We start from the raw sequence: 18050 nt of genomic DNA on the forward strand, positions 1-18050 counted from the left end.
CGGGAGTCAAGAGCCAGCCCTGGGCTGGTTGGTTGGGGCCTATTTGGCAGGTGCGCCGGTGCTTTCGCGGATGTGCAGAACCGGAACAATCTCCTTGGACTGGATCTGCGCCTGCCGGCCGGCGATCACGGCGAGCAGTTCACTGGCAGCCAGGATTCCGATCTGCTGGTTGTCCACCTTCATCGTCGTGAGCCTGGGAGAAAACCGCGAGGAGATCGCGAGATCGTCGAAGCCGGTGATCGAAAAGTCTCGCGGCGCGTCCAGTCCCAATTCGCGCGCGGCCATCAGCGCGCCGAGCGCGATGTTGTCGTTGCCGCAGATGATCGCGGTCGGCCGCGCCTTGGTGCCCTGCGCCATCAGCTGCGCAAAGCTCGCCGCGCCGAACTCCAGCGTTGACGGGCCGATCAGCAAATCCTTCGCGGCGATCCGGATCCCTGCCGATGCGAGCGCGTCGCTCACTCCGCCAAGCCGCTCCCTGACACGGTCATTGGAGATCTCGGGCTGGAAGATCGCGGCAAACCGGCGATGCCCGAGCGACAGCAGATGCTCCGTGATCCGGCTGAAGGCGGCGCGATTGTCGAAGCCGATGCAGGGATGCGGCGATGTCTTGCTGTAGGAATAGGTCACCACATAGGGAATCTGTCGCGCGTCGAGCGATTCAAACAGTTCGGGCGGATGATTTTCGCCGACCACGGCGAGCGCCTCCACGCCCCTGGCGAGCATCGCGTCCGCCTGCCGCAACCCTTCATCCGGATCGTAGTTGGAACAGCCCAGAAACAGCGTAAAGCCGCCGTCGCTGAGCACGGACTGCATGCCGCTGACCTGGTGAGCGAAGATTTCGTTGTCCAATGTGGGGATGATGGCGCCTGCGATGTGCGTCCGGCGCGAGGCGAGCGCCCGTCCGGCGGCATTCGGAATCCAGTTCAGCGCGCGGGCTGCTTCCTTGACCCGCTGCCTGACCTCCTCGGAGACCTTCTCGGGTTCATTGAAGACCCGCGAGACGGTCGCGGTCGAGACATTGGCGCGTTTCGCGACCTCGTCGAGCTTGACGCGACCGTTGCCGCCGCGCGCCCGTTTGGCTGCGGCAACCGTCCCGGTCACATCGGTCGATTGTCTCTTGTTCAATGCTTCGCCATCGTAGTGCCAGAGTCGCAGAATGCGGTCACTGGCCACTCAATACGCGAAGAAGCCGTCCGGAGCCAGTCGCCCCGGACCTTGATTATAGGGACGAATGAGAAGCGCGAATCGCCTTCACGCTTCCGTGCCCCTCAGGCGAAGGTGCAGCCCTTGGCTTCGAGCACCTTGCCGATACCAGACAATTCGAGGATGTCGCCGCCGGCCTTGAGCGCCTTCATCACGCCGGCTTCCTTGTCCTCGCGCGCGGCCGACTTGTCGCAGACCTCGGCGATGTTCTCCTTCGGTACGATCACCACGCCGTCATCGTCGGCGCTGACGATGTCGCCGGGGCGGACCGCGATGCCGCCGATCACGATCGGCTGGTTGATGTATCCGAGCGTCTCCTTCACGGTCCCCTTCATGCACAGGCCGAGGGAGAACACGTTGAAGCCGGTGTTGCGGATCGCCGGGCCGTCACGCACGCCGGCGTCAGTGACGAGGCCCGCGAGACCCTTTGAGACGCAGGCGGTCGCCAGCACCTCGCCGAAGCCACCCTGCTCCGGATGATCGCCGGCGCTGACGATCAGCACGTCGCCGGGCTTGGCGAGCGAAATCGCCGTGATCAGCATCATGTTGTCGCCGGGGTGGCAGCTGACCGTGAACGCCGGCCCGCAGGCGCGCATGCCCGGATAGATCGGCTTGATCCGCGACGTCAGCGCCCCGCTGCGGCCCTGCGCTTCGTGCAGCGTCGAAGGCGGATATTGCTTGATGCGCTCGACGAGCGCGGCGGCGGGCCGATCGAATGTCCTGATGACGTGAACCATGGTGCCTCCGGCGGACGTTATTGTCGTTACATCCCCAATAGTGGAGCGTGTCGCGCCGGAGAAATTCAGATTCTGGGATTACCGCATCGTATTTCGTTATGGCTCGTCCTCGGGGACTCCCAGAGGCGACGGTGGGGCGGCGGCGGCCCCGGACGACCAATCGAACGGTCCCCAGTCCTTGACGATGATCTCGAGCAGGATCTTGTAGACCGCGAATGCGGCATCGGACAGGGCAGCGTTATCGGGGATGCCGAGCGACATCTGCTGCGACGCCGACGGCGCGTCGATCCGCCGGATGCTGAGCTCGTCCAGGTTCGGCAATACCTTTGCGATGGACAGGGGCAGCACCGAAGCCCCCATTCCGGCCGCAATCGCCGAAGACAGCGTCGATTGCGAATGGATCTCGGCGACGATGCGCGGACGCAGGCCGACCTCGGCGCAGACGCGCTCGACCGTTTGTCGGAGGAAGGATTCGCGGTAGGGCAGCAGCAGGTCGAATTGCGCGACCTCCGCCGCCGTCGCCTCCTCTGCAGGCACCTGCCCCGCATACATGCTGCGCGGCGCGACGAGATAGAAGTGCTCCCGCATCAGCGGCTTGTAATCGAGACCGGTCACCGGACGATCGCCGTAGAGCACGGCGATGTCCATGCCGCCCTTCAGCACCATTTCGCTCAGCATGATCCCGGAACTGTCGTAGATGTGCAGCACGATGCCGGGATGGCGCTCGCGCACCTCCTTCAGCAGCGGGGTCGCGAGCAGCGCCGCCGAGCTCAATGGCGCGAGACCGATCGTGACGTTGCCGGTCAGCCCCGATCGGTTCTCCAGAATGGTCCGCCGCGCCTCGTCGATCTGGCGCTGGATCGACTTCGCATAGCGGTAGAGGATCTGGCCCGCGTCGGTCGGCCGGACGCCCCGGGCGCTGCGGTCCAGCAGCTTGCGCTTGAAGTCCGCCTCCAGGCTCGCGATCTGCTGGCTCAGCGCGGGCTGGGCGATATTGAGCAATTTTGCAGCGCGCGAGACGCTGCCGAGATCGACGACTTTGACGAAGGCTTCGAGGCGACGCGTATCCAATACGGGGTTCCCGGCAAGGACGTCCGATGGCGACAGCGATACGCTGCAGCTATGGGACCAGAACGAAATGTTCTTACCACCTGGAACCGGCCGGGCCTATAGCTAACGCTCGACAAGAGGAGCCGCAGCCATGGGATTTTCGGACTATCGCACCGCATTGGTGACGGGCGCATCCTCAGGCATCGGCGCCGCGACGGTTCGCCGCTTGAGCGCGGAAGGGCTGCAGGTTCACGCGGTGGCGCGCGACGCCGACCGGCTGGCGGCATTGTCGACCGAGACCGGCTGCCGGGTCCACGCCGTCGATATCGGCGACCTCGACGCGCTGACGAAGCTTGCGACCTCGGCCGAATTCGACGTGCTCATCAACAATGCCGGCCAATCCCGGCGCGGCAACATCCTCGATACCACGCCCGAGGATGTCGACGCGCTGATCAACGTCAATCTGCGCGCCGTGCTGCATTTGACGCGGCTGATCGTACCAGGCATGGCCCGGCGCGACCGCGGCCATATCGTCAACATCTCCTCGATCGCCGGGCATTACGCCTTCGCCGGCGGCAACACCGTCTATCACGCGACCAAGGCGGGCATCCATTCGCTGTCGCAGCAACTGCGCGTCGATCTCTACGGCACCCGCGTACGCGTCACCGAGATTTCGCCGGCGCGCGTGGAGACCGAAGTGTTCGGCCGGCTGCTCGGCGATCACGCCGAGGCCAAGCGCCGCTTCTTCGACGACTACGAAGCGCTGCAGCCCGAGGACATTGCGAATTCGATCGCGTTCGCGGTCGGCTCGCCCGCACGCATGAACGTCGCCTTCATGGAGGTGCTGCCGACCCAGCAGGTCGTGGGCGGACTCAATTTCGCGCAGCGTCAGCAGAAGAGCTCGAGCTGACGCGACGCAGGGAACGATCACCGTGGATCTCGCCAAAATCGAACAGCTCGTTGACCTCGTCTCGCGATCCCGTATCGCGGAGCTCGAGCTCACCCAGGACGGGACCCGCGTTCGGATCGTGAAGGACGGAGCGGCGCGTGCTGATATCTCCGCGCCGCCAACAGCCCCACGCGGTTCGGATGAGAGTCGCATCACGAGGCACGAACCGCTTCCATCGCCGGCCGAATCCAGCGTCGAGGACGCCGTCGTGCCGGCGCCGATGCACGGCGTGTTCTATCGGGCCGCGTCGCCGGACGAGCCGCCGCTGGTCGAGGTCGGCAGCCGGATCGAGGCCGAGCAGAAGATCTGCATCATCGAGGCGATGAAGACGTTCATCGACGTCGCCGCCGAGACATCCGGCGTCGTGCTTGCGATCCTGGCCGAGAATGGTGACGAGATCGAAGCCGGACAGGCGCTGTTCCGGATTGGCCCTGCGGATTCCCGCTGATGTTCGACACGGTCCTGATCGCCAACCGCGGCGAGATTGCGCTTCGCATCCAGCGCGCCTGCCGGGCGATGGGTCTCAAGACCGTCGCCATTCACTCCGAGGCGGACCGTGACGCGCGCTATGTCGCGCTCGCCGACCAGGCGCTCTGCATTGGACCTGCGCCGGCCAGCCGCACCTATCTCAATGCCGCGGCGATCTTGCTCGCGGCGGAAGTCAGCGGCGCGCAGGCGATCCACCCCGGCTATGGCTTCCTGTCGGAGAGCGCTGCGTTCGCCGAGCAGATCGCCCGCGCCGGCCTCACCTTCATCGGCCCTCCCGCCGACTGCATCCGCACCATGGGCGACAAGGTCGCAGCCAAGCGCGCCATGCGCGCGGCCGGCGTGCCCTGCGTGCCCGGACCCGACAGCGCGTTGCCCGATGATCCCGCCGAGGTCCGCGCGATCGCGCGCGAGATCGGCTATCCCGTGATCATCAAGGCCGCCGGCGGCGGCGGCGGGCGCGGCATGCGGATCGTGCGCGAGGCGCGCGAGCTCGACGATACCCTCGCGCTGACGCGTGCGGAGGCGAGCCAGGCTTTCAAGAACCCGGCAGTCTACATCGAGAAATTCCTCGAAAAGCCCCGCCATATCGAGATCCAGGTGCTGTGCGATGCGCACGACAATCATCTCTGGCTCGGCGACCGCGACTGCTCGATGCAGCGCAGGAACCAGAAGGTCGTCGAGGAGGCCCCCGCCCCCGGCATCGATCGCGCGCTGGTCGAGCGGGTCGGGGCGAGCTGCGTCGAAGCCTGCCGACGCATCGGCTATCGCGGCGCCGGGACCTTCGAATTTCTCTATGAAGACGGCGAGTTCTTCTTCATCGAGATGAACACCCGCGTCCAGGTCGAGCATCCCGTCACCGAGATGACGACGGGGATCGATATCGTCAAGGAGCAGATCCGCATCGCGCAGGGCGACCCATTGCCGATGAAGCAGAACGACATCGTGCGCCGCGGCCACGCCGTCGAACTCCGCATCAACGCGGAAGATCCGAACAGCTTTGCGCCGTCGCCCGGCACCGTGACGCGCTGGGACGTGCCCGGCGGCATCGGCATTCGCATCGACTCCCACATCGCGGCAGGCGCCAGCGTCCCACGTCATTATGACTCGCTGATCGGCAAGCTGATCGCGCACGGCGCCACCCGCGACGAAGCGCTGGCGCGTGCACGCGTCGCCCTGTCCGAGCTGCGCACCGACGGTATCCGTACCAATGTGCCGCTGCATCAGGCCATTCTGGCCGACCCGGCGTTCTGCGAGGGCGGCTACGACATCCACCATCTCGAACACTGGATGCATGCGCGGGCGGCTCGCGCATGACGGCGTCGGACCGACCACGGATCAGCCTGCTCGGCACATCGGCGCTGCTGTTCGAGGCGCCCGGCGCGTTCGATCTGCCGCATCAGCGGCGCATCTGGTCGCTGGCGGCGACCGCATCGAAATGGCCGGGAATCCGCGAGGCCATTCCTGGCATCACTAATTTGATGCTGACATTTGAAACGCCGCCCCGCGAGCTCGACTCCCTGATCGCCGCGCTCAACGCCGGCTGGGATGAAGCGGACGGACTCATGATCGGTGGCCGCGAGATCAGGCTGCCGGTCATCTATGGCGGCGAGATCGGATTGTGTCTCCAGGACGTGGCCGATTATTCCGGCCTGTCGGTCGATGACGTCGTGTCGATCCACGCCGCACCACTCTACACCGTGTTCGCGCTCGGCAGCCACCCCGGCTATTGCTATCTCGGCGGCATGGACCCGCGCATCACCATGCCGCGGCGCCAGACGCCGCTGCAGCGCTCCGCCGGCGGCTCGGTGTCGATCGGCGGATCGCAGACCGGTGTCTCGGCCTCCCCTGGCCCCAGCGGCTGGCACGCCATCGGACATACGACCTGGACCTTCTTCGACCCATCCTGGCAGACGCCGGCCGCACTCGCGCCCGGCGACACCATCCGCTTCGAGATCGAACGGGTGATCCGGTGATCGAAATCCTGTCCGTCACCGGCCCGGCCAGCGTCCAGGATCTCGGCCGCTTCGATCAGGTTCGGTTTGGGGTCGGCACATCGGGCGCGATGGATGACGTCGCCTTGCGCGCCGGCAACATCCTGCTCGGCAATGACGAAAACGCCGCCGGCATCGAGATTCCGATGACGCCGTTCAAGCTCCGCTTCGGCCGCGACACGGCCTTTGCCCTCACCGGCGCCGACGTCGAGGCCGAGATCGCCGGCCGCACCATCCCGCCATGGTGGCGCACGCAAGCCCGCGCCGGCGACGTTCTCACCCTCAAGGCAATGCCGCGTGGCGCACGCAGCTATCTCACCGTGAGCGGCGGCATCGACGTACCCATCGTGCTGGGATCGCGCAGCACGCAGTTTCGCGGCGAGTTCGGCGGTCTTCACGGACGGCCGCTGCAGGTGGGCGACATCCTGCCCTGCGCGTCATGGAGCGTCACAATCCGCGATCTCGGAATCGAGCCGGCGGAGATCACGCTCGCGCGGTCCAGCGCAGCCGCAGACGAGACCACGGTCCGCGTCGTCATCGCCGGCGAATACGATGGCTTCGACGCCGCCACGCAACAACTGTTCTGGCAGAGCAGTTGGAAGATCACGCCGCAGAGCAACCGTTACGGCTACCGCCTGCAGGGCCCCGAGGTGAAACCGACGGTGCCGATCGAGAAGCGCTCGCACGGCATCGTGCCCGGCGTGATCCAGATTCCGCCGAACGGTCAGCCGATCATCCAGATGCGTGATGCGCAGACCTCGGGCGGCTATCCGAAGATCGCCACCGTGATCTCGGCCGACCTCTGGCGCGTCGGCCAGGCGCGGCTCGGCAGCCGCCTGCGGTTCGAGCAAACCAGCTACGCCGACGCCCTCGCGGCCGAAACCGAGAAGTCGGCCTATCTCGATCGCATCAGAGCCAGCGTCCGCCTTGTCGAGGAGTGTCTGACATGACGATAGACCTGCCCACGATCGAACGACTGGCCGGGATGCTGGAACGATCCGGCGTCGCCGCGATCGAGATCGAGGAGGCCGGACAATCGCTGAAGCTCGTCATGGACAGGCCGATCGCAGCAGCGCCGGCGCGTGCCGCTTCGGCGTCTGCCGTCGATGATGCGTCCGTCACAGCGAAGGCTGATATCGCCGGCCATTTCCTCGCGGCCCATCCATGGCGCGCAAAGCCGTTCGTCGAACCCGGCCAGCGGATCGAGGCCGGCGCAATCATAGGCCTGGTCAAGGTCGGGCTGATCTACGCGCCCGTCGTCGCGCCCGCTGCGGGCATTGTCGATACCGTCATCGCGGAGACGGGTGCGCTGGTCGGCTACGGCTCGCCGGTCGCACGCATCCGCCCCGTCGCCGCCTGACCTCAGTTCACCAGCACGCTCGCCGGCGCGACCTCGCCGCCGCCCTGCTCGATCACGCGCCGCACCGTGGTGGCGAGCGCGACCGAACCCGGCGTATCGCTGTGGATCAGGATCGAGCGCGCGTCGACCTTGATGGTCTTGCCTTCGATCGTCTTCACCGTGCCGCTGTCGAGGAAGCGCTGCACCCGCTCGGCCACCGCGTCCGGCGAGGTGATGACCGAGTTGGGAAGCTTGCGCGAGACCAGGTGGGCGTTCTCGTCATAGGCGCGGTCGGCCAGGAACAGCGTCAGCACCCTTAAGCCCGCCTTGCGGGCGGCGCGCACGATCACGGCGTCCGGCTGCGAGAACACGATGAAGTCGCGATTGATCGCCGCGATCGCACGGGCGACGACGTCCGCCATCTCAGGATCGGCATTCACCATGTTGCCCATCGCCGCATGGAAGCTGACATGGGTGACCTTGTGGCCGGCATTGGTCGCGATCGCCTGCAGCGCGCCGATCTGGTAGACCATGTGCTTCTCGAGCTCGGCCGCGTCCATCTGGATCACGCGACGGCCGAAGCCGAGCAGGTCCGGCAGGCCCGGATGCGCGCCGACCTCGACGTCCTTCGCCTTCGCCAGCCGCACCATGCGATCCATGATGATGGGATCGCCGGCGTGGAAGCCGCAGGCGACGTTGGCCGAGGAGACGATCCCCATCAGCGCCTCGTCGTCGCAGATCGAATAGTTGCCGAACCCTTCGCCCATGTCCGAATTGATGCCGACTTTCATGTCTCCACACCTTTCTTGTTTGTTGTCGTCTCAAAGCGCTCGATAAAGTTCCGCCGTCGCACGCAGCTTCGCGAGATAATCGTTGACCGGCGTCATCGCCGCGACCGCGTCCTGGTAGCTGACCTCGCTGAAGGCGATCAGCGATCCCGGCGACGCCTGGCCGAGCCGCCAGAGATCGGCCTGGATCACCGCAGCCATCTTCGGATAGCCGCCCGCCGTGTTGGCATCACTCATCTGGATGATCGGCTCGCCCGAGGGCGGCACCTGCACGACGCCAGGCACCACGCCGTGCGAGCGCATCTCGACCGGTGCGGCCAATGTCAACTTGCCGCCGGTCAGGCGGTAGCCGCCCCGATCGCTCTGCGCGCTGATCTTCCAGGTCGTCGACCAGAACGTCGCCTGCATCGCTTTCGAAAACAGATCATGCTCGCCGGCCCGCATCACGCGCAGGTGCAGCACGCGGTCGTCAGCCGGCCGCGCGGCTGCAATTGCGACATCGGCCGGCTCGGCACCGAAGTTGACGCGGCCACTCCCGGCGCCCGGCGCTGCACCGACCGGCAGGATATCACCGGCCTGCAGAATACGGCCGTCGTACCCGCCAAATCCTGCACGCAGATGCGTGCTGCGCGAGCCCATCACGGCGGGCACATCGATACCGCCCGCGACGGTCAAAAAGACGCGCGCACCGCGCCGCGGCGAGGCGATGGTCAGGACATCGCCCGCCCTCGCCTGCGCGCACCACCATGGCGGCACGATCGCATCCGCCAGCCTCGCCTCGTGATCGGCGCCGGTGAGCGCAAAGGCGACGTCGGCCTGGAAGCGCAGGCGGAACGGAAATGTCTGGATCTCGATGCCGGCGGCGCCGTCCGCGTTGCCGAGCAGTGCATTGCCGGCCGCGAGCGCGACCGGATCCATCACGCCTGATGTGCTCACGCCGAAACGGCGCGCGCCCCGACGCCCCATGTCCTGGACGGTGTTGAAGGCGTGGCTGGTCAAAATCTCGATCATAGCTCGATCCGATCGATCCTGAACCTGACGCGGTCGCCCGGCAGCATCAGCGAGGGTTGCTGGCGCTGCGGATCGAACATCTGGACCGAGGCCCAGCCGATCGCATTCCAGCCGTTCGGGCTGCTGAGCGCCGCAACGCCGGTCTGCATACCGCCGATGGTCACCGAGCCCGCGCGCATGTTGAGCGACGGCACGGTCTTGCGCGGCATGAAGATGCGGCGATCGAGGCCATGGAGATAGCCGAAGCCCGGCGAGCTCGCGATCGCACACACCGTGTACTCGCCCTCGCTATGGATCCTGATGACGTCCCGCGCCGACAATCCGGAGCGTGCGACCAGCGCCGGAAGGTCGAAGCCGAGCTCGCCGCCATAGATCACGGGAATCTCGATCAGCTTGCCGTCGGAATTGCGCGGGCTCAGCCGATGCCAGAGCTCGATGAGCTCAGCCGTCAGCGCGCCGATGTCATCCGGCGGCTGCTCGAAGGTGAGCATGACATTGGTGACGCCGACCACGGCTTCCTCGACATTGGGCCAGGACGACACCACGTCGGCGAGCGCCCAGATGCGCCCCTGCTGAACCAGGTCGAACGCCCCCGGCGCCTCCACCAGCATCGCCAGCGTGCCGATCAGGCTGATCTTCGGGTCCTTCTCGAGCACGCCGACGAAGGGAGAGGCACGATGGTTGATCGACACGCAAGACCCCGGAATCCGACGCGCCGCGGCGCGGCCGTCCCGTCCAATCTAGTCAGCCGGCAACATACGATCCAAGAATTTGTCGCTCTGCGGGTATCGTCGATCTCGATTGCTCGCGAAGCTGCGCATCAAAACCCGTCAGTGACGCGCGATCAGGTGATTGCTCGGCGTGGTCCAGCGCGCAACGACGTCCTGGCCGACCGCATAACGGAGCCCGGATTGCTGCGACTGGTTCTGCTCGAACACGATCAGTTGCTCGCCGCTCGCGGTCTTCAGGTAGTAATGGCTGACGAAGCCGCGATAGACCACCTGGTCGATCCGTGCAGCTACGGCATTCGGCTGCTCGGCGGCGCTCCTCTCGCCGGCCTGCTCGACAATGATCGCCTCGGGGCGGATCGAGACCATCACATCAGCCGCCGAGGCCGGCACCTGGTCGACCTCTAGCTTCAGATGCTCCGACACGCGGATCACCGCGCCGTTTCCATTGCGTGCCTCGACCTTCCCCTCGAACAGGTTGGAGGCACCGATGAACTGCGCGACGAATTTCGAGGCCGGGCGCTGGTAGATCTCGGTCGCCGAGCCGACCTGCTCCAGCTTGCCGTCGCGCATCACCACGATCTTGTCGGCCATGGTCAGCGCCTCGTCCTGGTCGTGGGTGACCATGATCGTGGTCAGTCCCAGCCGGCGCTGCAGGGCGCGCAATTCGACCTGCATGCTTTCGCGCAAGCCCTTGTCGAGCGCACCGAGCGGCTCGTCGAGCAGCAGCATCGCAGGCTCGATGACGAGCGCCCGCCCCAGCGCGACGCGCTGCTGCTGGCCGCCGGAGAGCTGCGCCGGATAGCGCTTGCCGAAGTTCGACAACTGCACCAGGCTCAGCGCCGCCGCGACTTTCCTGGCGGCCTCCGCCTTGGCGATGCCGCGCATCTCGAGGCCGAAGGCGATGTTCTCCTCGACCGTGAGGTGCGGGAACAGCGCGTAGTTCTGGAACAGCATGCCGACGTTGCGCCGATGCACGGGCACGTCGGTCATCTTCTTGTCGTTGACGAAGACGTCGCCGGAGGTCGGCCGGATCAGCCCCGCGATCATGCGAAGGCAGGTGGTCTTGCCGCATCCGCTCGGACCGAGCAGCGCCACCATGTGGCCCGGCTCGATCGTGAGCGAGACGTCGTCGACCGCCACCGTGCGGTTATATTCCTTGCAGAGGCGATCAAGCCTGACCTCAGACGACTTCATGGCGGTCCTGCCTTAGCTCGTGAACACCATATTGTAACGCTCCAGCCATGGCCCGCGGCGCGGAACGATAAAGTTCCAGTCCGGCGTGAACAGCCCGAGATCGGTCGCCTTGGTGTCGGGATAGGCGAGGAACTTGGCGGTCTCCGGCTTGAAGTCGATGCCGCTGACCGAGGGCGCGCTCAGCGTCTGCTCGGACAGCATCTTGGCGACCGACGGTTCAAGAACGCGGTTGATGAAGGCGGCGCCGAGCTCCGGCTCGGGCGCGTTCTTGACCAGCGTCATGCTGTTGATGCCGGTGAACGCGCCTTCCTTGGGGAAGGTCATGTCGAGCGGCATGCCCTTGGCGGTGTGCGGGTAGATCGCCTTGGAGTATTCGATGCCGCCGATCGTCGCCTGGCCCTGCGCCACCTGCAGCACCTGCGCCTCGCTGTCGTAGATCGTCAGCACGTTCGGCTTCAAGGTCGCCAGCTTGTCCCAGCCGGCGTCGACCAGATACTGCGCCTCCTTGAGCGGCTTGCCGGTGACCAGCGCGGTGGCGACGATCAGCATCAGCACGCTCTGGGTATTCTTCGGCGTGTTGAGCAGGATCTGCTTGCGATATTTGGCGTCGAAGATCTGCTCATAGCTCTCCAGCGGCTTGGTCACCTGCGGATTGATGAACATCGCAGCACTCGAGATCGAGAAGCCGACGCCAAAACCGTCCTCGAAGATATAGCGCGGATAGACCTTGGCGAGATTGGGAATCTTGGCCGGATCGAGCTTGTCGATCAACCCCTCCTGCTTCGCCTGGGGAATGCCGACGTCGTCCATCATCATGACGCTGAAGCGCGGCGTGTCGCGGGTGGCGCGGAGCGCTGCGATGTTGGACAGCGTCGCGCCTTCGATGGTGAAGATGCGGCACTTGTATTCGGCCTCGAACTTCGGAATCACCTCCTTCTGGATCAGCTTGCCCAGCGCGGAGTTGTAGACGCCGACATGCAGTTGCTTGGCGTCCTGCGCCCACGACCGGCTGATGATCGTCGGCAAGGCAATGGCGGATGCGCCGGCCTTGATGAGAGTTCTGCGTGTCAGGCTCATGATCCAATCTCCATCCTCAAGAACGAACAATCACATCAGGCGGCGAGCGCGCGGCGCAGGCCGACCAGCTTCTCCAGCACGAGGACGCCGACCATCGCCATCAGGATGATGATCGTCGACATCGCGGGCACGGAAGGATCGAACACGTTGACGAGTTGCCGCATCAGCACCAGCGGCACCGGCGAATATTCGGAGTTCGCCAGCCACATCGTCACCGGATAATTGTCGAACGACACCATGAAGGCGAACAGTCCGCCGGCCGCGACGCCCGAGGCGATCTGCGGCAGCGTCACGCGCCAGAAGGTGGTCAGGCGGTTGGCGCCGAGCGTGCGCGCGGCGTCTTCCAGGTTCTCGTCGACCAGCTGCAGGCTGGTGACGACGGTGCGGATGACATAGGGCGACGTCACCACGACGTGCCCGATCAGGAGGTTGAGCCGCGCATCCTGCGAGCCGAGCTTGGCCAGAACTTGCAGCAGCGCGAGGCCCGTCACCAGCGCGGGGAAGATCAGCGGCGACAGCAGGAAACCCTTGATCGCCGCAACGCCGAAGAAATTGCCGCGCACCAGCGCGAACGCCGCGGGCACGCCGAGCAGCAGCGAGCCTGCGGTGGTGCCGAGCGCGAGCAGAATGCTGAGCCGCATCGCTTCGAGGAAGTCGCGGTCCTGCAGCACCTTGGCGTACCATTTCAGGGTGAAGCCCTGCGGCGGGAAGGTGACGAAGTAGGAATCCGAGACCGACACCGCCATGACCAGCAGCAGCGGCGCCATGATGAAGATCATCATCGCCGTCGTGACGGCATAGAGGATGAAGGCGCCGACGCCGGAGAAATGCTCGTCCGTCATGTCGACCTCCTGAGACGGCGGCCCTCGAGCAGCCACATCGACAGGCCGTTGACGGCAAAGACCACGCCGACCAGCACCACGGCAATCGCCGCGCCAAACGGCCAGTCATAGACGACGAAGATTTGCTGCTCGATCAGATTGCCGAGCATCACCGCCGAGGCGCCGCCGAGGATCGCCGGGATCACGAAGGAGCCGGCGGTCAGCGAGAATACGAGCGTAAAGCCCGCGACAAAGCCGGGCATGCTCAAGGGAAGCGTGACGCGGAGGAACACCTTCCACCATGGCGCGCCCAGCATGCGCGCGGCGTCTTCCAGATTGGGATCGATCTTGCCCAGCGCCGAGGCCAGCGGCAGCACCATCATCGGGAAGAACACGTGCAGCGAGCCGATCACCACCGCCTTCTCGGTGTAGAGGATCGACACCGGCCCATCGACGATGTGCAGGGTCATCAGGATCCAGTTCAGCATCCCCTTCGGACCGTTGGTCAGGATCAGCTGCCAGCCATAGCCGCGCACGACGACACTGACGACCAGCGGCGCGATCACGATCAGGGTGATGATCCGCGTCACCAGCGGTCGGCTCTTCACCATGACGAGCGCGACCGGATAGGCCAGCACGGTCGCGAGCGCAGAGGTGATCAGGCTGATCCGAAGCGTGGTCCAGAACACGCGGGCATAGAGATCGACGTCGACCAGCCGCATGAAGTGCGCCAGCGTGAACGGACGTCCGATGATGCCCTGGCTGTTCTGGGTCAGCAGGCTGGAGAACAACAGCGCGAGCGCGGGGTAGAAGAAGAAATACGACAGGAACGCCAGCATCGGGATCGCCAGCATCACGACCGACAAACGGAGGCGCCACCGCGACCCCTTCCGGGTCTCCGGTTGGGTGCTCAAGACAGCCACCACGTCGTCGCTGGTGGTCATAGCTGGCCGTCCTCGACTGCGCGATACAAAAGCCACCCCCTCGTTCATGAAAGTTTATGCGGCGGTAATCCGCGGAACCAAGATTGTCTTCCTTTAGGGCCATTGCAAACGGTTATGACAATCGGAGCGGCACCCCTGCCCCGATCGTGAGCGGCGATGTTGTTTGCAACGGCGGGAGATCGCCTCCCCGCCGTCTTGAGCCCGTCAGCGCAGGCCTTCGCAGAAATTCGCGATGCGGCGGCAGCCTTCCTTCAGCGATTCGGTATCGGTCGCGTAGGAGATACGAAAGTATGGGCTCATGCCGTAGGCGCCGCCGGGAACAGCTGCGACATGTTGTTCCTCCAGCAGCGCCGCGATGAAGTCGGCATCGGTGTCGAGCCGCCGTCCACCCTTGGTCGTCTTGCCGATGCAGCCGGCGATGTTCGGGAAGACGTAGAACGCACCCTCCGGCTTGTGGCAGGTGATCCCGGGAATCCGGTTGAGCAGCGACACTACGAGATCGCGGCGGCCGCGATAGATGTCGGCGCGCTCCTTCAGATAATCCTGCGGACCATCGAGCACGGCCACGGCTGCCGCCTGGCTCAGGGTGCAGATGCCGCCGGTGGCCTGGCCGTGGACGTTGTTCATGGCCGCGATCAGCTCCTGCGGCCCGCCACAATAGCCGACCCGCCAGCCGGTCATGGCATAGGCCTTGGACGCGCCATTGACAGTCACGACGCGACCCTTCAGCCGCGGCTCAACCTCTGCGATGGTGCAGAACTCGAAACCGTCATAGGTGAGATGCTCGTAGATGTCGTCGGTCAGGATCCAGACGTCAGGATGTTTCAGCATGACGTCGGCGATGCCGCGCATCTCCTCGCGGGTGCAGGCTGCACCGGTCGGATTGTTCGGGAAGTTCAGGATCAGCCATTTTGTCTTTGGCGTGATCGCGGCCTCGAGATCGGCCGGACGGAGCTTGAACTGGTTGTTCTCCGGACACGGCACCGCCACCGGCGTTGCTTCCGCGAGCAGGACGATGTCGGCATAGGTGATCCAGCCCGGCGCCGGAATCACGACCTCGTCGCCGGGATTGCAGGTCGCGAACAGCGCGTTGAAGATGATCTGCTTGCCGCCATTGGCGATCAGGATCTCGTCGAGGGCGTAGTCGAGATTGTTCTCGCGCTTGAACTTGCGCTGCACGGCCTTCCGCAGCGCCACGGTTCCCGGCTGCGCGGGATATTTGGTATCGCCCTTGAGCGCCGCCTGGTGTGCCGCATCGATCGCATGCGGCGGCGTCGGAAAGTCGGGCTCGCCCGACGACAGGCTGACGATCTTGACGCCCGCGTCGCGGAGCTCACGCGCCTTGTCGGTCATCGCCGCCGAGGCCGACACCTTGACGGTCTTCAGGCGGTTGGCAAGTTCAGGCATTATCAGCTCCACTTAGCTCTGTCCGGCGCGCGAATCTGAGATCTCCGACCACCTGGAAGGTCGGAACGATCTCAAGCATCGCGACATTCATGCGATCAGGCGATCCCACGGCGAATGCGATCGCATCCGCGATGTCGTCCGCCCCTAGCGTCTCGAAGCCACCGACAAAACGGGCATCCGGATTGTCCGCGGCGACCTGGTTCTTGAAGATGCTGGTCGCGACCCGGCCCGGCGATATCTCGGTGACGCGCACAGGGGTGCCGTAAAGATCGACCCGCAATTGCTGCGACAGCGAATGAATGCCGGCCTTGGTGGCGTGATAGGCGACGGATGAATTGAACGTCGTCGCGTTCTCGCCGAAGGCATAATGGCCGGCGATCGAGGAGATGTTGACGACATGGCCGCGGCCGCGCCGCACCATATCAGGCACGATCAACCGCACCAGATGCAGCACCGCCCGCAGATTGATATCGACGAGGCTGTCGACGTCGTCGGCCGCCATCTCCAGGATGGTGCCGCGCCGCGATTGGCCAGCATTGTTGACGAGAATGTCGAATTCGGCGGAGGCCGCCAGCCGCGTCAGCACGCCCAGGTCATTCAGATCGACCGCAAGAGTGCGGCATCCGGTCTCGGCCGACAGCGCCGCCAGCCGCTCTGTATCGCGGCCGAGCGCATGGACCTCGATCCCTTCGGCGCAGAGGCGGCGAACCGTCGCGGCGCCGATCCCGGAGGATGCGCCCGTCACCAATGCCGTTTGATAGTCCGAAAATCCCGTCCGCACGGCTCTCTTCCGGTTGAGCGGAGTTGGCGGACACTAGTTGCGCGTCGGCGCAGGCGCATAGAACGGATTCAGTCTGCCCTCATAAGGAGCGCCGATAACCCGCCTCGCGGCCCACCCCGTACATTCCTGCGGGAAACCCTTCCACGGAGACGGACGCGCATGTTGAAGGTCGACAATCGGACCGTGATGGTCTCGGGCGCCTCGCGCGGCATCGGACGCGCCGTCGTCGATCGGCTGATCGCGTCAGGCTTCCGTGTCTCGGCGGGACTGCGCGATCCCGGCCTGCTCAAGGAGAGCGAGCGGTTGATGACGCATCGCTACGATGCGGAGGATACCGACAGCCCGATCGCATGGGTCAAGGCGACGGTCGCGCGCTGGGGCGGCGTCGACGCTCTCGTCAACACCGCCGGCATCAATCCAAGAGTCCGCGTCTCCGACGACGGCGAGGATGCGCTCGACGAGATGTGGCGGGTCAACGTCAAGGGCCCGCTCCGCCTCGTCAGGGCCACCCTCCCGCATCTGGCGGTCTGCGGTCACGGCCGGGTGGTCAATCTCGGATCACTCTCCGGCAAGCGCGTCGGCAGCAATGTCGGCTACGCCATGACCAAGCATGCCGTGGTGGCGCTGACCCACGGCATCCGCCGCGAGGGCCGCGCCGCCGGCATCCGCGCCACCGTGATCTGCCCCGGCTATGTCGCAACCGACATGACGCTGAACGACGACGAGATCCCGCGCCACGAGATGAGCCAGCCCGGCGACATCGCCCAGTTGGTCGAAACCGCGCTAATGCTGCCGAACAACGCTTCGGTCTCCGAACTGCTCGTGCACTGCCAGTTCGAACCGATGCTGTGATCGACGGGCGGCGGGCGCTTGAGGAACGATCCCGGCCATCCGGACGTTGGCGAGGGCAATCGGACCTTGGAGCGGCCGAATGGGCGTGACCATACGACCGACCAGCATCGATCGTGAGCTCGCACGCATCATCGCAGCGCATACCACCCCGGCCGCGGAACGCATCGCCGGAGACTTCACCTGGGGCGCTGACGAGCATGTGCTGATCGCACTTGCCATCGCCTACTGGCTATGGTCCCTCAACAAGTCGCCGGCGCAACGCACCGGGGGGACGCATGTCCTCGCGACGACGCTGGCAAGCGCCGTCCTCCCTCACCTCATGAAAGGCATGTTCGACCAGGAACGTCCTGACCGCCTGACGGTGCGGGGACATCTCCATGGCGTGCCCTTCTCCGGCAAGAAGATGGACGCGTTTCCCTCCGGTCACGCCATCCATGTCGGCGCGCTGTGCTCGGCCGCCTCGGTGCTGTCCTCGCGATGGCGCAATCTGGTCTGGGCGACAGGCGCGATGCTGGTGACGACCCGCGTGGTGCTGCTGGCGCATTGGTTCAGCGACGTCGTGTGCGGGGTTGCGATCGGCGCCGGCCTCGAACGGCTGATCCGGCGCTTCACCGGTTATGGCAAGGCTTCGTCCTACGCGAGCCGATCGGCTACCGCCGCAGCGGAGTGAAGATTAGGAACCGGGC

At 65.4% G+C, this 18050-nt stretch carries 20 protein-coding genes; 8 read left to right on the forward strand and 12 right to left on the reverse strand.

The genetic code is table 11. The features are described from left to right. Positions 1-39 precede the first annotated feature (39 nt). The 3 genes from JQ604_RS01835 to JQ604_RS01845 form a co-directional block, all read right to left on the reverse strand. The gene (locus tag JQ604_RS01835) at positions 40-1125 is read right to left on the reverse strand and encodes a LacI family DNA-binding transcriptional regulator (RefSeq protein ID WP_249157914.1); all 1086 of its coding nucleotides are present in this window, start codon (positions 1123-1125) and stop codon (positions 40-42) included. Positions 1126-1268: 143 nt separating this feature from the next. Further along, a complete protein-coding gene (locus JQ604_RS01840) occupies positions 1269-1940 on the reverse strand; it encodes a 4-carboxy-4-hydroxy-2-oxoadipate aldolase/oxaloacetate decarboxylase (RefSeq protein ID WP_212352389.1) in 672 nt (223 codons plus the stop codon). 96 nt (positions 1941-2036) lie between these two features. Beyond that, positions 2037-3011, reverse strand: a complete 975-nt coding sequence (locus JQ604_RS01845) for a LysR substrate-binding domain-containing protein (protein WP_212352390.1) — start codon at positions 3009-3011, stop codon at positions 2037-2039. A gap of 130 nt (positions 3012-3141) precedes the next feature. Here JQ604_RS01845 and JQ604_RS01850 point away from each other — a divergent pair, with 130 nt between their 5' ends. From JQ604_RS01850 to JQ604_RS01875, 6 genes are read left to right on the forward strand one after another with little or no spacing between them, the layout of a single operon-like run. After that, positions 3142-3900, forward strand: a complete 759-nt coding sequence (locus tag JQ604_RS01850; protein ID WP_212352391.1) for an SDR family oxidoreductase — start codon at positions 3142-3144, stop codon at positions 3898-3900. Between the two features lie 22 nt (positions 3901-3922). After that, the gene (locus tag JQ604_RS41990) at positions 3923-4387 is read left to right on the forward strand and encodes an acetyl-CoA carboxylase biotin carboxyl carrier protein (RefSeq protein ID WP_212352392.1); all 465 of its coding nucleotides are present in this window, start codon (positions 3923-3925) and stop codon (positions 4385-4387) included. Beyond that, positions 4387-5742: an acetyl-CoA carboxylase biotin carboxylase subunit gene (accC, locus tag JQ604_RS01860; protein WP_212352393.1), complete on the forward strand. Its 1356-nt coding sequence runs from the start codon at positions 4387-4389 to the stop codon at positions 5740-5742. Before JQ604_RS41990 ends, accC begins: the two co-directional genes overlap by 1 nt. Continuing rightward, entirely contained in the window at positions 5739-6401 is a 663-nt protein-coding gene (gene pxpB / locus JQ604_RS01865; RefSeq protein WP_212352394.1) for a 5-oxoprolinase subunit PxpB, read from the forward strand. The genes accC and pxpB (JQ604_RS01865) overlap by 4 nt, the downstream gene beginning before the upstream one ends. Then, positions 6398-7369: a biotin-dependent carboxyltransferase family protein gene (locus JQ604_RS01870; protein WP_212352395.1), complete on the forward strand. Its 972-nt coding sequence runs from the start codon at positions 6398-6400 to the stop codon at positions 7367-7369. Before pxpB (JQ604_RS01865) ends, JQ604_RS01870 begins: the two co-directional genes overlap by 4 nt. Beyond that, the gene (locus JQ604_RS01875; RefSeq protein ID WP_212352397.1) at positions 7366-7779 is read left to right on the forward strand and encodes an acetyl-CoA carboxylase biotin carboxyl carrier protein; all 414 of its coding nucleotides are present in this window, start codon (positions 7366-7368) and stop codon (positions 7777-7779) included. The genes JQ604_RS01870 and JQ604_RS01875 overlap by 4 nt, the downstream gene beginning before the upstream one ends. A gap of 2 nt (positions 7780-7781) precedes the next feature. On the opposite strand, the gene JQ604_RS01880 is transcribed toward JQ604_RS01875, so the two are convergent. The 9 genes from JQ604_RS01880 to JQ604_RS01920 form a co-directional block, all read right to left on the reverse strand. Continuing rightward, entirely contained in the window at positions 7782-8549 is a 768-nt protein-coding gene (locus JQ604_RS01880) for a LamB/YcsF family protein (RefSeq protein ID WP_212352399.1), read from the reverse strand. Positions 8550-8579: 30 nt separating this feature from the next. After that, positions 8580-9557, reverse strand: a complete 978-nt coding sequence (locus tag JQ604_RS01885; RefSeq protein ID WP_212352401.1) for a biotin-dependent carboxyltransferase family protein — start codon at positions 9555-9557, stop codon at positions 8580-8582. Then, complete coding sequence (pxpB, locus tag JQ604_RS01890; RefSeq protein ID WP_349631035.1) at positions 9554-10249, reverse strand: 5-oxoprolinase subunit PxpB; 696 nt, start codon at positions 10247-10249, stop codon at positions 9554-9556. The genes JQ604_RS01885 and pxpB (JQ604_RS01890) overlap by 4 nt, the downstream gene beginning before the upstream one ends. Positions 10250-10387: 138 nt before the next feature. After that, on the reverse strand, positions 10388-11482 hold the full coding sequence (locus JQ604_RS01895) for an ABC transporter ATP-binding protein (RefSeq protein ID WP_212352403.1): 1095 nt from the start codon (positions 11480-11482) through the stop codon (positions 10388-10390). A gap of 12 nt (positions 11483-11494) precedes the next feature. Beyond that, positions 11495-12559 (reverse strand): extracellular solute-binding protein, encoded by a 1065-nt coding sequence (locus tag JQ604_RS01900; protein ID WP_212352405.1) that lies wholly within the window; start codon positions 12557-12559, stop codon positions 11495-11497. A gap of 35 nt (positions 12560-12594) precedes the next feature. Next, positions 12595-13401 (reverse strand): ABC transporter permease, encoded by an 807-nt coding sequence (locus JQ604_RS01905; RefSeq protein WP_212352407.1) that lies wholly within the window; start codon positions 13399-13401, stop codon positions 12595-12597. After that, positions 13398-14324: an ABC transporter permease gene (locus JQ604_RS01910; RefSeq protein WP_212352409.1), complete on the reverse strand. Its 927-nt coding sequence runs from the start codon at positions 14322-14324 to the stop codon at positions 13398-13400. The genes JQ604_RS01905 and JQ604_RS01910 overlap by 4 nt, the downstream gene beginning before the upstream one ends. A gap of 204 nt (positions 14325-14528) precedes the next feature. Continuing rightward, positions 14529-15731 carry a pyridoxal phosphate-dependent aminotransferase gene (locus tag JQ604_RS01915; RefSeq protein ID WP_212352410.1) on the reverse strand — a complete coding sequence of 401 codons (1203 nt, stop codon included), beginning with the start codon at positions 15729-15731 and terminating at the stop codon, positions 14529-14531. Further along, positions 15724-16512, reverse strand: a complete 789-nt coding sequence (locus JQ604_RS01920) for an SDR family oxidoreductase (protein ID WP_212352411.1) — start codon at positions 16510-16512, stop codon at positions 15724-15726. Before JQ604_RS01920 ends, JQ604_RS01915 begins: the two co-directional genes overlap by 8 nt. A gap of 159 nt (positions 16513-16671) precedes the next feature. Between JQ604_RS01920 and JQ604_RS01925 the strand changes: the two genes are divergently transcribed. Then, positions 16672-17364, forward strand: coding sequence for an SDR family NAD(P)-dependent oxidoreductase (locus JQ604_RS01925; RefSeq protein ID WP_212352412.1), 693 nt, complete (start codon positions 16672-16674; stop codon positions 17362-17364). A gap of 79 nt (positions 17365-17443) precedes the next feature. Then, positions 17444-18034 carry a phosphatase PAP2 family protein gene (locus JQ604_RS01930; protein ID WP_212352413.1) on the forward strand — a complete coding sequence of 197 codons (591 nt, stop codon included), beginning with the start codon at positions 17444-17446 and terminating at the stop codon, positions 18032-18034. The last annotated feature ends 16 nt before the right edge of the window (positions 18035-18050 follow it).

Origin of the sequence: Bradyrhizobium jicamae (assembly GCF_018130695.1) — a bacterium.
Classification (GTDB): domain Bacteria; phylum Pseudomonadota; class Alphaproteobacteria; order Rhizobiales; family Xanthobacteraceae; genus Bradyrhizobium; species Bradyrhizobium jicamae_B.